Raw genomic sequence first — 14,715 nt, forward strand, 5'->3', positions numbered from 1 at the left:
TCAGAACATGACGCCGGCGAACGGCGCCGATGCCGTCGCGAACAGCTGCTCGACCACCGGGAGCGCCTCGTCGTCGAGCACCCGCACCAGGCCGGCAACCTCCAGCTGATGCCACCGCGTCCCGCCGAGCAGCGTCGCGGCGAGCGCGGACACGTCCACCTCGAGCTGCGCCGGCTCGTCCACCCGCTCGGCCCCCGCCGCCGAGATCCGATAGGTCCCGGTGTTCTCCGGGAGACGCTCGTCGATCACGGCCAGCCGCACCTCTCCGGTGCCGGCGTAGGTCCGCGCACGCAGCGCGGCCGGCACGTCGACGATGCGCAGCCACGTCTCGTCGCCGGCACTGCGCAAGCGCACCGCGCGCGAGTCCGTCAGCAGCCACGGCAGCGGATCGTCCTGTGGGAGCGCGGCGAAGACGAACGTGTCGACCAGATCGAGGTTCAGCAGGAACCGGAGCAGGCCCAGGTAGGCGGTGCGGGTCGGGGCGAAGAAGTCCTCGACGACGACCGTCCGGTCGCGGCTGCCGAACCACATGTCGGTGCCGATCGGCCGGTACCGGGCAAAGCCCGTCTCCGCGCCCGGCTCACCGTGCACCGCGACGTACCGGGGCTCGCGGTCCCCGACGATCCGGTGCTCCTGCGACCGCCACCACGGCGGGATGCGATCGATGCTTCCGGGCCGCGACGACGGATTGGCGTCGGCAATGCGCGACAGCAGGTCCCACGCGTGGTGCGGATCGACGAGCCGCACCGGTTCGCCCTCGCCCACCGACGGACGCAGCACCGCCCGCCGCACGTCGAGCTCGACGGTGTGCGTCGTCGTGGCGACGCCGTACCCGAAGCGGCCGTAGATCGTCGCCTCGGAGGCCCGCAGCGACGTCACCACCTCACCCCGGTCCTGGGCATCGCTCAGCTGACGACGCATCAACGCCGAGAGCACACCCCGCCGCGTGTGCGTGGGCAGCACGCCGACGTGCGTCACGGCGGCGTGCGGAACCCGCCGGCCGCCGGGCAGCACCATGCCACTCGACGCCGACTCCACCGTGCCGACCATCTGCCCGTCGACGAACGCCCCGAGGGTGCGGCCCTGTTCGCGCTGGGTGAGGATCTGTCCCGGCTCGAGCGGATTCGGCGCCGGCATCCCGATCATCGCGGTACGGAACAGCTTCGCCGCCGTCAGCAGCTCGGCTTCGGTGTCCAGGACTCGAATCTCCGGCATTACCGCAGCATACGGGGATCACGGCGACGGGACCGCCCAGACGTGCCCTCCGCCCGGGCCCGCCGTTCATCGAAACGCCGCCGCCGCCCCACCGAACAACAGGACACCGACCAGCAGCGACGGGACCGCGACGCTGGAGATGGCCAACCCCGTGCCGAATCGACGGACCGGCCCGCGGAACGCCGTCAGCAATCCCCCACCGACGAGTGGACCGAGGTACGGCCACGCTGCGCCGCCGCCGGCAATGCCGAGAGGGACCGACGCCACGCACACCAGTCCGCACAGCGCCCCGACGAAGCTCTCCGGGCCGAACCAGTCGATGCGATTGGTCCACCACGACTCACGGCTCACCACGACAACAACCACACGACACAGAGAACTACCGCGGCCCCACCGACTCCGAGCGCAATGCCGCGGTCACGTTCGGCGCGTGAGCGCGCCAGCACGGCAGCGACGGCACCCATGAGTGCGGCGACGACAGCGAGGAGCCACCCTTCCGTCGGGTTCGCCCGATAGTCGATCATGCCGATCGCGGCGACAATCCCGACGAACATCGACGCTCCGCCGGCTGCGGCAAACGGCAGGGACCACGTGGCGGCCTCCCAGAAGCCGATCCGATCGAGCCGTTGCGAAAGCCCAGGCGGGAGGACCGGCCGAATCATCGGACGACCACCACACGAGGCGCATCCTCCGTACCACCGAGCCGCGTGGGCTGGTGCGGATCCGCATCCGGACGTGTCCCCGCCTCGTAAGGCGGCAACTGAGCGTACGCAGACCTGAAACGCTCGAACGCTTCCGTTCCGACCCCGATCGAATGATGGAACGGAAGGTTGATGAGCGGACCGTATTCGCTGCCGCTGTCGGCAGGTTCGATCGTGACAGTTTCCGTACCGCCCATGGGCGTATCCCGATAGACCTCGAGCGCCGGGTAATCCGTGATCACACCGTCGACAGCAATTCCTTCCGGCCGCGGCGATATCACGCTGTCACCGTTGACCGTATGCGTTGGAGTCGACACATCTGGAGCGAGAGGGTTTCTCGCGTGGTGCTGGATCCGGACCGCACCGTCGGCCTACGCACGATCCACCGCCGAGCGGCACCGGCCTCCGCAGTCCTTGCTGCAAGCAGCCGGAGTTCTTCCGGCGCGACGAAAACGCTTCCCCCATACAGTTGCCCCCTGTGTCCCCTACCTGCCCGAGGCACCTTACACAGAAGGACCCGCGGTGCTTGCGACTGCCGGAGGACCGGCTGCCGAAAATCCGACGGATCACCCGCAGCAGCGCTGACCGAGTCAGCCGGCTTGCACCCGTTCCGAGATGTAGGCACTCGTTCCAGCTCGCTGCAGCGAGTGCCTGCGTCACAAAGCAGGTGCACACTCCCGGTCGTTCCACCCATCAGTCGCCATCATCTCGCGTTCGAGCAGTGACGCACCCACGCCGTCGGCGCGCTACAGTACCCGGGCCAATGGACATCATGGGGGGATTTCATGGCCGAGGAACTTCGTCTGGATCCGCAGGCGATCGACGAGATTGTCGCGATCTGCGACACCATGCTCGGGACGCTGAAAGACGCGGCTGGGGAGGCCCGCAACCTGACCGATGCGCCCAGCTTCGGTGGGTTCGCGTCGGCCGAGGCTCTCCGCGCCGGATTCGTGCGCAAGGCCCAGGGCACACCCGACTCGCTCTACGAGCGGCTCGAGCAGTTCTATGTGGTGCTCAAGGACATGCGGGACCTCTTCGCCGCCGGTGGCGAGGGTTTCCTTGCCGCCGAGTACGACTGGATGCAGCGTGTGCACGGCGCGAGTTCGGACGAGCAGTGACCAGCCGCCGCACCGCCGGTGCGCTGCTCGCTGTCGGGGTGCTTGCCGGCTGCGCGCCGTCCACACACTCCGCCGTCATAACGGGTGAGCCGCCGACTCCCGTGACCACCACGACACGCGTGCCGCGCCTGGTCGACGAATCCGACCGACCCCTCGTCGCCTTCGACCCCTGCCTCGACATTCCCGACGACGTGCTCACCGCCGCCGGCTACGACCCGAGAACCGAGGACAATGCGGACTTCGCCGCCACGCATTTCACGATGCTCGGCTGCTCCTACGACGGCACGTTGCACATCCCCGGAGTCCTGGCCAATTATGGTCTGTCCGTATTGTCCGCCAACTTCGACTTCGAGGAGGAGAGGCAGAAGGCCACCGGTAACGGTGACGACATTGTCCCCACCCAACTGGCGGGACGACGCGCGCTGCTCAAGACCAATTCGTCCCTGCCCTACAGCTGCGGCATGAGCGTCGAAACGTCCTACGGCGTTCTCATCATCGGCCGAATCCACTTTCGCGACCGGAACGTTCCCCTGCCGGAATCCCAGTGGTGCGCAGGCATCGAAGATACCTCCTCGCGCATTGTCGCCGCCCTCGACGAGTTCGAATCACGCAGCCGCTGAGTGACATTTACAGCCGCTCCACCGTCAGTCGTCCCCTCCTGCAATACGCACGAGCGGACGACTGCGAACACCGCCGATGCAGTTCTGCGACTCACCCCTCCGCCGCCGGCAGCAGATGTCCCATCCGCCGTCGTTTGGCTTCGAGGTAACGCACGTTCGCCGGGGCCCTGCCGACGTGCAGCGGCACCCGCCCCGACACGACGATGCCGTTGTCCTCGAGCCCGGAGATCTTGGCCGGGTTGTTGGTGAGCAGCCGCACCGACCGCACACCGAGGTCGTGCAGGATCGCGGCGGCACCGCCGTATTCGCGGCCGTCGGCGGGTTCGTCCAGTTCCAGATTGGCCTGCACGGTGTCCAGGCCGCCGTCCTGCAGCCGGTAGGCGGCCAGCTTCTTCAGCAGTCCGATGCCACGGCCCTCGTGCCCGCGCAGATACACCAGCACCCCGCCCTCGTGCGCGAGACGCTCGAGGGCGGCGTCGAGCTGCGGGCCGCATTCGCAGCGCTGGGAGGCGAACGACTCCCCGGTCAGGCACTCCGAATGCACCCGCACCAGCGCCCCGTCGACCGGGTCGCCGGCGAGCAGCGCCAGGTGCTCGGCACCGGTGTGCCGGTCCAGGTAGCCGACGGCACGGAAGGTGCCGAACCGGGTCGGCATCACGGTCTCGTCGGCGCGGATCACCCGCCCGGCCGGCACCACGGTTGCGGGCAGCGGGTGCGCGGCGCGGTAGTTGATCAGCTCCGCGACGGTGAGGACGGGCAGGTCGTACCGGGCGCCGAGGTCCTCGATGCCGGGCATGCGCATCATGGACCCGTCGTCGGCGACGAGTTCGGCGATCACCCCGACCTGGGGCAGCCCGGCGAGCGCGCACAGGTCGACGGCGGCCTCGGTGTGGCCGGGACGTTCGAGCACCCCGCCGAGTCGGGCGCGCAGCGGCAGGATGTGGCCGGGCCGGATCAGGTCGCGGGTGGTGGCGGTGGGGTCGGCGAGCACCCGCAGCGTGGTGGCGCGGTCGGCGGCGCTGATGCCGGTGCTCACCCCGCGCGCGGCGTCGACGGTCACCGTGTACGCGGTCTGCTTCGGGTCCTGGTTGTCGGTCACCATCGCCGGCAGGTCCAGGGCGTCGGCGCGGGCGCCGGTCATCGGCGCGCACAGCAGGCCCGAGGTGTGCCGCACGGTCCACGCGATCCACTCCGGGGTGGCGTGGTGGGCGGCGAGGATCACGTCGCCCTCGTTCTCGCGGTCGGCGTCGTCGGCGACGAGGACGGGCCGCCCCGCGCGCAGTGCGGCCAGCGCCGCCTCCACCCGGTTCACGACGCCACCAGCCTGCGGAAGGCGCTGCGGTGGAACACGATCGGCTCGGTGCCGGAGTCGTCGCAGTGCAGTTCGCGGACCCGCAGCACGACGATGGCGTGGTCGCCCGCGGGCACTTGCTGTTCGATCGACACGTCCAGCCGGACGCTACAGCCGGCGACGAACAGCGCTCCCCCGTCACGGGTTTCGGTGTCGATGCCGGCGAACCGGTCGCCGTCCTTGGCCGCGAGCACCCGGGCGGCACCGTCGGAGTTCAGGACGCTGATGCCCAGTCGCGGTCGTGCCGCGAGCTTCGGCCAGGTGGTGGAGGTGTTCTGCACGCAGAATGCCACCAGCGGCGGATCCAACGACACCGGCACGAACGTGCTCGCGGCCATGCCGAGGCGTTCGGTGCCGGTGTCGGCGCAGATCGCGACGACCCCGGACGGGATGTGGGCGAAGGCGCGACGCAGCGCGGCGCCGTCGAGGGTCAGGGTGGTCATCGGGCCTCCGTCCGGAGAGTGGAGCGCAGGACCGGAGCCCAGCGCTGGGCGTAGTCCGCGATCCGCGTGTCGGTGGTGTAGGTGGAGTCGAGCAGGTACAGACCCGGCGCCGGGGTGGTGGCACCGAGTTCGACGAGGACCGGCTTGAGCAGCAGGTCCGGGGCCAGGGCGTGGGCCGGGCCGGCGCCGAGCATGAGCGGCACGGCGGTGACGTCGCGCAGGCCGTCGCCGGTGGCGAACTGGTCGAGGAACAGCTTGAGGATGCCGGTGTAGGTGGCCTTGAACGTGGGGCTGGCGACGACCACGAGGTCCGAGGCGGCGACGGTGTCCACCACCGCCTTGACGGCGTCGTCGCCCCAGCCGAGCAGGCCGGGTCCGAGGGTGATCACGTCGACGACGTGGTCCGGTGCGGAGCCGGTGAGTTCGGTGGCCAGGAGGGTGGCGGCGTCGAGGGTGCGGGAGCCGGGCTTGGGGTTGCCGGCGACGACGGTGGTCTTCATGGCGGGTGTCTTTCGGTCGGGCGCTCAGCGCGCGGATCGGGAGGCGGTGCGACGACGGACCGCACCGGAGAGCGCGACGGCGACGACGAGTGCGCCGCCGTAGAACAGTTGCTGGACGAAGCTGGCGACGCCGAGCATCTGCAACCCGACGACCCCGGCGACGAGGAAGTACACCGCGACGAGGGTGCCGAAGGCGTTGAAGCGGCCGGGCACGATCGCGGTGGCGCCGAGGAACGCGGCGGCGAACGCCGGCAGCATGAACGACTGCCCGGACGACGGGTCGGCGCCGCCGAGCATGCCGGCGTAGACGATGCCGGCCAGGGCCGCGACGAGCGCGGAGGTGACGAGCGCGCCGCCGCGGATGCGGTCGACGTGCAGACCGCTGAGCCGCGCGACCTGCGGTCCGCGCCCGACGAACAGCAGCCGCCGCCCGATCGGCGTGTACTGGAAGATCACCGCGGTGAGCAGGACGAGGGCGAGGGCGTAGTAGAACTGCAGCGACACCCCGAACAGGCGGGTGCCGATGGTCGCGTCGACGAGCGCGGCGTCGATGCCGGTGACCGAGGTGGAGTCGGAGATCCACTGCACCACGCCGAGGACGACGGTGCCGCTGCCGAGCGTCGCGATGAACGAGTCGATGTGCAGCCGGACGACGAGCACGGCGTTCACGACGCCGACGAACAGCGCGACGAGCACGGCGACGGCGATGGCCGGCAGCAGCGACCAGCCCTGCTGGACGTTGAGCACCGCGATGGTCATCGCGGCGAGGGACATGGTGGACACGGCCGAGAGGTCGAACTCGCCGGCGGTGAGCGGCACGATCAGCCCGAGGGCGAGGATGAGCAGCACGGCCTGGGAGCCGAGGATGTTCTGCAGGTTGTTCGCGGTCGGGTAGATCTCGGGGCGCAGCGCGCTGAACACGAGCACGACGGCGACGAGGGCCAGCACGAGCGCGTACTTCTCGACCAGCGGGCCGAGCGCGACGCGCGGCCGGGCGGAGTCCGCCACGGGTGCGGGAGTTTTCGTGGTGGTGGTCTTGTCGAGGGTGACGGACATCAGGCTTTCACTTCCTGTCGGGTCAGTCCGAGGACGCTGTCCGAGATGTGGTGCTTGGAAAGGTGGTCGCCGGTGAGGTCGGCGACGATGTGGCCGCGGGAGAAAACGAGGACGCGGTCGCACAGCACCGACAGCTGCTCGTAGTCGGAGCTGGCGACGACGATGCCCGCTCCCCCGCGCGCCGTCTCGCGGAGCATCTCGAAGATGCGGGCGCGGGCACCGATGTCCACGCCCTGAGTGGGTTCGGCGAGCAGCACCAGCGCCGGGTCGGTCTGGAGCCACTTGCCGAGCAGGGCCTTCTGCTGGTTGCCGCCGGAGAGGGAACCGTAGACGGCCTGGGGGTCGCGGGGCCGCACGTCGCAGCGTTCGGCTAGGGACGCGGCGACGGCCCTGAGCGCGCCCGGTTTGACCAGGCCCGCGCCGAGGATCGGCAGGGTGACGTTCTCGGCGACGGTCAGCTCCGGCGCGCTGCCCTCCACCTTGCGGTCCGGCGGCACGTACACCACCTTGCGGTCGAGCGCGTCGATCGGCGTGATCGTCTGTAGCGCAACGGTGTCGGGGCCGATCGTCAACCTTCCCCCGCGGGCCGGTCGGGCCCCGTAAACGGCGGGCAGCACGTCGTCGTAGCCGGAGCCGGCGATGCCGGTGAGGCCGACGATCTCGCCGGGCCGCACGTCGAAGCCGATCCCGTCGACGGTCGCGGTCTCGAGTTCCTCGATCCGGGCGAGCGGCGCCGCGTCGTCGAAGTCGCGGACGGGACCGGCGACGCGGGGGTCGGCGGAGTCGAGGCTGCGGCCGACGATGAGATCGATGAGCGAGACGGCGGTGAGGTCGCGGGTGCGGTGGGTGCCCTGGGAGACGCCGTCGCGCAGGACGGTGACGCGATCGGTGTGGTCGAGCACCTCGTCGAGGTCGTGGGAGACGAACAGCACCGCGGCCTTCCTGTCGGCGACGATCTCGCGGACGACGGAGAACAGCAGGTCGGTGCCCTCGCGGGGGAGGAAGACGGTCGGCTCGTCGAGGACGAGGAGGGTGCGGCGGTCGCCGAGTTCCTCCACGGCCCGCAGGATCGCGACGAGCGCGCGGTCGGTCTCGCCGAGGCTCGACACCGGCGCATCGGGGTCGACGTCGAGGCCGAAACGGTCGAACAGCGCTCGCGCGGTCGACTTCTCGCGTCGCCACGAGATCCACGGCCTCGAGCCGGCGACGACGGGCCCGACGCGCAGGTTCTCCACCACCGACAGGTCGGGCACGAGGGCGAGGTCCTGGTGGACGAAGCTGATGCCGAGTTCGCGGAACCCGCCGGCCGGGACGGGCAGGGGCACGTCGCGGCCGCGGACCTGCAGGGCGGCACCGGGGTCGGGGGCGTGGAACCCGGCGAGGACCTTGATGAGGGTGGACTTGCCGGAGCCGTTCTCGCCGAGCAGGCCGTGCACCTCGCCGGCGTGGATCGTCAGGCCGACGTCCTTCAGGACGGTGTGGCTGCCGAAGGTCTTGGACAGGCCGACGATGTTGACGATGGGGTCAGGGCTGCTCACTGGACCCCCACAGGGCCTCGTAGCCGGTGACGTAGGCGGTGCCGTAGCCCTTGTCGGGCTGCGGCGGGGTGCCGGTCTCGTCGATGTTGTCGGCGGTGATGAGCTTGAGCGGGGTCTGCTGGGCACCGTCCGGGACGGGGTCGTAGCCCAGGAGCAGGCGGCCGGCCTGGTCCATGGTGGCCCAGGCGAGCCACGGGATGGATTCGCCGACGTTCATGGTGACGATGCCGTCGTCCTGCTGGATCTTCAGCACGGCGGGGGTGCCGTTGACGGAGGAGATTTCGACCTGGCCGGTCTTACCGGCGGCCTTGATGCCGGACTGGGCATAGAGCGACATCGAATCGTAGATGGGCAGGACGAAGTTGATGGTGGGGTCGGCGGAGAGGGCGGACTGCACCTCGGACTGGATCTTGGTGGCCCACTCGGCGACGGGCACGTTGACGATCTTGTATTCGCACCGGGGGCAGTACTGCGCGATCTCGTCCTCCATCGCCGCGACCTCGGCCTTGGCGGGCGGGACCTCGTTGGAGGTGATGATCAGGGCGTTGCCCTCGCCGTCGGTCTGATCGATCATCCAGTCGACGGTGAGGCGGTTGGCCTCGGCGAGCGGGGCGTCGGTGGTGGCGTCGACGAGGCCCTCGAGGCCGGCGGGCAGCGACTCGCCGCGCAGGATGGTGTGGGTGAGCAGGACGGGAATGTTTGCCGCCTCGGCCTTTTCGAGGGCCGGTTTGATGAGGGAGGCGTCGATGCCCTGGGAGAGGATGATCAGGTCGACCCTCTGGTTGACGGCCTGTTCGACGCCGGTGGCCCACTGGGCGGGCTGGCCCTGGTTGGTGTATTCGATCCAGGTGGCGCCGTAGCGTTCGGCGACCTTCTTCGATTCCTCGTCGACGGCGACGTTGTAGGGGTTCTCGCTGTTGGTGGGGATCGCGAAGATCGTCTTGCCGGCGATGTTCCGCATCGGGAAGGGCTCGGCCTCGAGGGTGAACTCCGGGTCGGCCGCGTACTTCGCGAGCTGGGCGCGGGCGTACTCGATGCCGGCCGCGACGTCGGCGTCGGAGACGTCGCCGCCGCCGGAGCCGGAACTACTGCATGCGGCGAGACCGAGGGCGGCCGTGAGGGTGAGCGCGGCGATCGCGGCGCGGCCGGGAAGGGTGGTGCGCATGAATTCTCCTGGAGGGGGAAGCGGAGGTTCGACGAGAGGCGGGATTCGACGAGAGGCGGGATTCGACGAGAGGCGGGGGCGCGTCGTTGCGGGGCCGGCCGATGCGGTCGATGACTTCGAATGTATCGGGTGCCGTGTTGCGGCCGGCAACACCGTTGGTTCGTTCGTGTTAACTGCCTGCGGCTCCGCCGCCCGTGCGCGTTTCTGGTAGCCAGAACTACCGGAATCACGCACGGGCGAGGTAGGACTGGGCGCGGGTCAGCGGCCAGACCTCGGCCATCTTCTGCTGCATGTCGAACAGGTTCGAGTGGTGGATGGCCGGATCCCGGTCGCCCACGGCGTCTTCCACGACGATGGGGATGTAGCCGTGCTGCATCGCGTCGAGGGTCGTCGCGCGCACGCAGCCGCTCGTGGACAGGCCGGCGATGAGGACGGTGTCCACCCCGAGCGACGTCAGGTACGAATTCAGGGACGTCCCGAAGAACGCGCTCGCGTACTTCTTCGTCACGAGCAGCTCGGCGCACGTCGGCTCGAGGCCGTCGATGAGCTCCCCGTACGGGCTGCCCTCGCAGAACGCGACGAGCGTGCCCGACTTCTTGAAGAAGACTCCGGCGTCGGCGCCGTCGGCGCGCAGTCGCACCTCGGTGATCACGACGGGGATGCCGGCGGCGCGGGCGTCGGCGAGCAGCGTGCGCATCGCCGCGACGTTCCCCTCCACCCCGGCGTAGAGCGGGCAGTCCGGTTCGATGTAGGCGCGGGCCGGGTCGACGACGATCAGGGCCGGGCGGGTGCCGGGCTGAAGTTCCTGCCCGAAGCCGGCGCGGGCGTAGTCGGCCGCCTGGGTGGTGCGGTCGGCGAGGGTCATGCGATGTCCTTCAGGGTGGTGACGGGTTCGAGGGGACGCACGGCGGCGGGCGCGGTGACCTGCCGGCGCGGGAAGGCCAGGCACACGGCGACACCCGCGGCGGCAATGACGGTGAGCGCGAGACCCACCGCGCGGACGTTGTCGACGAACCGCGCGAGCTCGGCGCTGCCGAGCGTGCCGAGGGTGCCGCCGTACGCGGCCTGCCGCGCGGTGGCGCTGAGCCCGACGGTCGCGACGGCCAGCGCCAGCGCGGTGCTGAGCAGGTAGCCGACGTTCTGCAGCGTCGAGCGCAGCCCGTTGGCGATCCCGCGACGTTCCGCGGGCGCGGTGAGCATCAGCGCGCTGGTGCTCGGGGTCATGAACAGGCCGGTGCCGCAGCCGAGGACGAACAGGAACGGCGCCGTCGCTCCCAGCGATCCGCCGTCGGGCGAGAGCATCAGGGTGACGCCGAGCAGCCCGACGGCGTTGAGCGCCATGCCCGTGGCGGTCAGCGTGCGCGGGGTGAAGCGCAGCATGAGCGAGCCCGCGGCGGCGGCCGCGACGACGGTGCCCACCGCGACGGGCATCACCAGCAACCCGGCCGCGACGGCCGAGATCCCGCCCACTGCCTGCCCGTACAGCGACACGAGCAGCGTCACCGCGTAGGTGGCGACGGCGTTGACGAGCACCGCCACGAGGACGAGCGCGATGCCGCGGTTGCGGAAGAGCGTCAGGTCCACCAGGGGGTGGGTGCGACGGATCTGCACCGCCGCGAATACCGCGCCGAGCACCAGGCTCGCGGCGCCGCACGCCCACGGCAACCACGGCGACGACGTCACCCCCGGTGTCAGCGCCAGCACGACGGCGGTCAGCAACGCGGTCGACAGCACGGCCCCCGCCAGGTCGAACGGCTCGCGCTCGACGCGCCGGCGGGTGCCGCGCGGGATCACCAGCAGCGACGACGCGATCGCGAGCACTCCCACCGGCAGCACGACGACGAACAGCCCGCGCCAGCCGAATGCGGCCGTCGCGGCACCGCCGATCACCGGCCCGACGACCTGCGCGACGGCCGCGACGGTCGCGTTCCAGCCGAGGGCCCGGCCCAGGCTGTGCGGCGGGAAGGTGTCGGTGAGCAGCGCCGTGTTGTTGGTGACGACGGCTGCCGCCCCGACGCCCTGCAGCACCCGCGCCGCGATCAGCCCCCCGGCGGTCGGCGCGAGCATGCACAGCCCGGTCGCGACCGTGAACACCGCCAGCCCCGCCAGATACAACGGGCGCCGGCCGACGATGTCGGCGAGCCGGCCGAACACGAGGATCAGCGCGGTGGTGACGAGCATGTAGCCCAACAGGATCCACGTCGACTGCGCCGCCGAGGCACCCAGCTCGCGGGTGACGGTGGGCAGCGCGACGGTAAGGCCGCTGATGCTGAGGAACACCGCGACCACGCCGATACTGGTGGCCGCGAAAACCCGCCACGGATGCGGATGATGCCGTGCGGCAACGCTATCCATCGGAGCGACGCTCGTGGACGTCGGTGACGGCCTGCAGCGCCTGCGCCAGGCGCAGGCACGTGTCGTCGGCCCACGGCCGGCCCACGATCTGCACGCCGACGGGCAGCCCGTCGACGAAACCGGCCGGCGCCATCACCGCGGGCAGGCCGAGGTAGTCGAACAGACCGGTGTTGCGGCCGACGATCGACTGCATCGGGTGGCGCACGCCGTCGATCTCGACGGTGACGTCCGACAGCCGCGCGGCCGTCGCCCCGATGCCCGGGGTGACGAACGCGTCGATCCCGGCGGCGTCGAACGCCTGCACCGTTGCGCGCTGGGCGCCGGCGCGGCGCCGCAGCGAGCGCAGGTAGTCCACCGCCGACGGCACCAGCCCGCGCGCGATGCGCACCTGGGTGCCGATGTCGTACCGCGCGAACCGCTCCAGCGCGCCCTCCTGGTTGGCGGCAAGCTCGCAGGTGAGCACGATGGTGACGTCGTCGTGCAGGCGGCGGGCGTCCGGGACGTCGACGGGCACCACCTCGGCGCCCAGGCCCCGCAGCGCGGCGATCGCCGCCTCCCACGCGGCCAGCACGCCCGCGTCGCACAGCTCGGTGAACCACATGGTGGGGACGCCGAGCCACACCCCGGCCAGCGACGGCGCGCCGGACGTGCCGGGGTCCGCGAGGCCGGCCTGCACCTGCCGCGCCACCGCATCCGGGGCCGCGGCGGGGTCGAGGCCGTCGGGTCCGGCAAGAACGTCGAGGACGACGCGCAGGTCGGCGGCGGAGCGCGCCATCGGCCCGATGTGATCGAGGGTCCACGACAGCGACGCCACGCCCGTGCGCGGGACGAGCCCGTAGGTGGGCTTGATGCCGGTGAGGTTGCACAGGGCGCTGGGCACACGGATCGAGCCGCCGGTGTCGGTGCCGAGGGCGAGCGGGACGAGGCGCGCGGCGAGGGCGCCGGCCGAGCCGGTCGACGAGCCGCCGGTCCAGCGGCTGCGGTCCCACGGGTTGGTGACGGCCCCGTAGCGGGCGTTGTGCGGAGCGCCGCAGGCGAATTCGGTGGTCGCGGTGATCAGGACGGGGATGGCGCCGGCGGCGCGCAGCCGGGCGACGGCCGTCGCGTCGGTGCCGGCGATGCGGTCGCCGGTGGTGTGCGAGCCCGCGGTGACGGGCGCGCCGGCGACGTCGACGATGTCCTTGACGCCGAAGAAGACACCCTCGAGCGGGCGGGCGGTGCCGTCGCGCCAGCGACGGGTGGAGTCGGCGGCGGCCTCGTCGGCGCCGTGGACGACGGCGAGGATCGCCCCGCCCACGAGGGCCGGGTCGGCCCAGCGGGCGCGCAGCGCGGCGAGCACCGCGGTGGGCGTGGTGGTGCCGGCGGCGTAGGCGGCGAGCAGGTCGAGCACGCCGAGGTCGTGCAGGGCCGCGTCGGTGCGCGCGCGGTGGGCCGGGACGGGAAGGGGTGGGGCCGGGACGGGGCTCGCGGCGAGCAGCGCGACGGAGTGGGCGGGCTCGGCGGCCGGTGCGTCGGGTGCGGGCGGCAGCGGCGCGAGCCGGGAGGTCTCGAGCAGGGGCGTCATGTCGGCGCGGGCCTGGGGCAGCAGGTCGTCGACGGTGGTGGCCGCGGCGGCGGTGAGGTCGGGGTAGTCGGTGGTGGTCACCCGCTCACCTCCAGCGGCAGGGCGCTCGGCCGGGGCAGCGGCGCGGGCCGGAGGGTGCCGGCGGTGAGGTCAGCGAGCAGGCGCAGCACGTCGGGGCGACGGTCGCGGGCCAGCGGGAAGGCCGCGCGCACGGCCGGGACGGCGTCGAGGTCGAGGGTGAAGCGCAGCGTCTCCCCCGCCCGGTGCGCGGGTGCCTGCGCGACGATCTCGCCGTTCGGGGCAATGACGCACGAGAGACCGAAGTAGTCGACGGTAACGCCGTTGAGGGTTTCCGGCCCGGCGCGGTTGGCGGCGACGATCCACATCTGCGATTCGAGGGCGCGGGTCTGCAGCTCGGCGAGGAACAGGTCTTCGCGGGTGCCGAGGGACGAGACGATCGCGAGCATCACCTCGGCGCCCAACGCGCGGGCGACGGCCCAGTTCTCGGGGAAGGTGCGGTCGTAGCAGACGACGCAGCCGAAGCGGGTGCCGAACAGGTCGGCGGTGGCCGGGGCCTGGCCGGGTGCGAAGTGGTACTTCTCGTCGATGTCGACGTCGCCGACCTTGCTCGCGGGCAGCGAGAGCTTGCGGTAGGCGGGCACTGCGCCGCCGTCGGGGGTGCGCCAGGTGACGACCTCGCCGGCCGGGTCGACGAGGACGACGGAGTTGTGGGTGACGTCGTGCGCGGTGCGCTCGTACATGCCGAAGGCGATGGCGCAGCCGAGTTCGCTGGCGAGGTCGCCGAACAGCGTGGTGGCCTCGCCGGGGACGGTCTGCGCCCAGGGGGTGCGGTCCACGTCGTGGCTCGTGCAGAAGTAGGGGGTGGTGATCAGTTCGGGCAGCACCACCAGGTCGGGGACGGCGCCGGTCGCGTCGGGTGCGGCGGCGGTGCGGACGAGGGCGGCGAGCCGGGCCAGGTTGCCGAGGAGGTCCTCGGTGAGTTCGCCGGCCTGGACGATCGCGACGTCGAGGGTGCGCGGATGCAAGAGGGAACCTCCGGGTGTGGGGTGGCGGGTGGGGGCGCGGATC

General features: G+C 71.4%; 16 protein-coding genes. 2 read left to right on the forward strand and 14 right to left on the reverse strand.

Features of this window, described 5'->3' with window-relative positions; translation table 11 throughout:
* From OCS65_RS19320 to OCS65_RS19335, 4 genes are all read right to left on the reverse strand, one after another.
* On the reverse strand, positions 1-1,215 hold the full coding sequence (locus OCS65_RS19320) for a GNAT family N-acetyltransferase (protein WP_006939485.1): 1,215 nt from the start codon (positions 1,213-1,215) through the stop codon (positions 1-3).
* A gap of 66 nt (positions 1,216-1,281) precedes the next feature.
* Complete coding sequence (locus OCS65_RS19325) at positions 1,282-1,569, reverse strand: hypothetical protein (protein WP_006939487.1); 288 nt, start codon at positions 1,567-1,569, stop codon at positions 1,282-1,284.
* Positions 1,563-1,769 carry a hypothetical protein gene (locus OCS65_RS19330; protein WP_006939490.1) on the reverse strand — a complete coding sequence of 69 codons (207 nt, stop codon included), beginning with the start codon at positions 1,767-1,769 and terminating at the stop codon, positions 1,563-1,565. The genes OCS65_RS19325 and OCS65_RS19330 overlap by 7 nt, the downstream gene beginning before the upstream one ends.
* 104 nt (positions 1,770-1,873) lie before the next feature.
* Positions 1,874-2,158, reverse strand: a complete 285-nt coding sequence (locus tag OCS65_RS19335) for a hypothetical protein (protein ID WP_263507417.1) — start codon at positions 2,156-2,158, stop codon at positions 1,874-1,876.
* Positions 2,159-2,701: 543 nt separating this feature from the next.
* Between OCS65_RS19335 and OCS65_RS19340 the strand changes: the two genes are divergently transcribed.
* On the forward strand, positions 2,702-3,034 hold the full coding sequence (locus OCS65_RS19340) for a hypothetical protein (RefSeq protein ID WP_043797274.1): 333 nt from the start codon (positions 2,702-2,704) through the stop codon (positions 3,032-3,034).
* A complete protein-coding gene (locus OCS65_RS19345) occupies positions 3,031-3,654 on the forward strand; it encodes a DUF3558 domain-containing protein (protein WP_263507418.1) in 624 nt (207 codons plus the stop codon). The genes OCS65_RS19340 and OCS65_RS19345 overlap by 4 nt, the downstream gene beginning before the upstream one ends.
* A 91-nt stretch (positions 3,655-3,745) precedes the next feature.
* Here OCS65_RS19345 and ribB read toward each other — a convergent pair whose 3' ends face one another.
* From ribB to OCS65_RS19395, 10 genes are all read right to left on the reverse strand, one after another.
* Positions 3,746-4,966 (reverse strand): 3,4-dihydroxy-2-butanone-4-phosphate synthase, encoded by a 1,221-nt coding sequence (gene ribB / locus OCS65_RS19350; protein WP_263507419.1) that lies wholly within the window; start codon positions 4,964-4,966, stop codon positions 3,746-3,748.
* Entirely contained in the window at positions 4,963-5,448 is a 486-nt protein-coding gene (locus OCS65_RS19355) for a flavin reductase family protein (protein ID WP_263507420.1), read from the reverse strand. The genes ribB and OCS65_RS19355 overlap by 4 nt, the downstream gene beginning before the upstream one ends.
* Positions 5,445-5,948 carry an NADPH-dependent FMN reductase gene (locus OCS65_RS19360; protein WP_263507421.1) on the reverse strand — a complete coding sequence of 168 codons (504 nt, stop codon included), beginning with the start codon at positions 5,946-5,948 and terminating at the stop codon, positions 5,445-5,447. Before OCS65_RS19360 ends, OCS65_RS19355 begins: the two co-directional genes overlap by 4 nt.
* Before the next feature lie 24 nt (positions 5,949-5,972).
* Positions 5,973-7,004, reverse strand: coding sequence for an ABC transporter permease (locus OCS65_RS19365; protein WP_161995023.1), 1,032 nt, complete (start codon positions 7,002-7,004; stop codon positions 5,973-5,975).
* Positions 7,004-8,542, reverse strand: a complete 1,539-nt coding sequence (locus OCS65_RS19370) for a sugar ABC transporter ATP-binding protein (RefSeq protein WP_263507422.1) — start codon at positions 8,540-8,542, stop codon at positions 7,004-7,006. Before OCS65_RS19370 ends, OCS65_RS19365 begins: the two co-directional genes overlap by 1 nt.
* Positions 8,529-9,707 carry a sugar ABC transporter substrate-binding protein gene (locus OCS65_RS19375; protein ID WP_263507423.1) on the reverse strand — a complete coding sequence of 393 codons (1,179 nt, stop codon included), beginning with the start codon at positions 9,705-9,707 and terminating at the stop codon, positions 8,529-8,531. Before OCS65_RS19375 ends, OCS65_RS19370 begins: the two co-directional genes overlap by 14 nt.
* A 226-nt stretch (positions 9,708-9,933) precedes the next feature.
* Positions 9,934-10,572, reverse strand: a complete 639-nt coding sequence (locus OCS65_RS19380; protein ID WP_263507424.1) for an isochorismatase family protein — start codon at positions 10,570-10,572, stop codon at positions 9,934-9,936.
* The gene (locus tag OCS65_RS19385; RefSeq protein WP_263507425.1) at positions 10,569-12,062 is read right to left on the reverse strand and encodes an MFS transporter; all 1,494 of its coding nucleotides are present in this window, start codon (positions 12,060-12,062) and stop codon (positions 10,569-10,571) included. The genes OCS65_RS19380 and OCS65_RS19385 overlap by 4 nt, the downstream gene beginning before the upstream one ends.
* On the reverse strand, positions 12,055-13,707 hold the full coding sequence (locus tag OCS65_RS19390; protein WP_263507426.1) for an amidase: 1,653 nt from the start codon (positions 13,705-13,707) through the stop codon (positions 12,055-12,057). The genes OCS65_RS19385 and OCS65_RS19390 overlap by 8 nt, the downstream gene beginning before the upstream one ends.
* A complete protein-coding gene (locus tag OCS65_RS19395; RefSeq protein WP_263507427.1) occupies positions 13,704-14,672 on the reverse strand; it encodes a carbon-nitrogen hydrolase family protein in 969 nt (322 codons plus the stop codon). Before OCS65_RS19395 ends, OCS65_RS19390 begins: the two co-directional genes overlap by 4 nt.
* Positions 14,673-14,715: the final 43 nt, after the last annotated feature.

Source organism: Rhodococcus aetherivorans, assembly GCF_025722975.1.
Lineage (GTDB): Bacteria > Actinomycetota > Actinomycetes > Mycobacteriales > Mycobacteriaceae > Rhodococcus > Rhodococcus aetherivorans.

Bases quoted from the DNA above. Each gene is read 5' to 3' on its own strand.
- OCS65_RS19355 (WP_263507420.1), bottom strand. From the start codon at position 5,448: ATGACCACCCTGACCCTCGACGGCGCCGCGCTGCGTCGCGCCTTCGCC.
- OCS65_RS19380 (WP_263507424.1), bottom strand. From the start codon at position 10,572: ATGACCCTCGCCGACCGCACCACCCAGGCGGCCGACTACGCCCGCGCC.
- OCS65_RS19330 (WP_006939490.1), bottom strand. From the start codon at position 1,769: ATGTTCGTCGGGATTGTCGCCGCGATCGGCATGATCGACTATCGGGCG.
- OCS65_RS19375 (WP_263507423.1), bottom strand. From the start codon at position 9,707: ATGCGCACCACCCTTCCCGGCCGCGCCGCGATCGCCGCGCTCACCCTC.
- OCS65_RS19365 (WP_161995023.1), bottom strand. From the start codon at position 7,004: ATGTCCGTCACCCTCGACAAGACCACCACCACGAAAACTCCCGCACCC.
- OCS65_RS19360 (WP_263507421.1), bottom strand. From the start codon at position 5,948: ATGAAGACCACCGTCGTCGCCGGCAACCCCAAGCCCGGCTCCCGCACC.
- OCS65_RS19320 (WP_006939485.1), bottom strand. From the start codon at position 1,215: ATGCCGGAGATTCGAGTCCTGGACACCGAAGCCGAGCTGCTGACGGCG.
- OCS65_RS19385 (WP_263507425.1), bottom strand. From the start codon at position 12,062: ATGGATAGCGTTGCCGCACGGCATCATCCGCATCCGTGGCGGGTTTTC.
- OCS65_RS19340 (WP_043797274.1), top strand. From the start codon at position 2,702: ATGGCCGAGGAACTTCGTCTGGATCCGCAGGCGATCGACGAGATTGTC.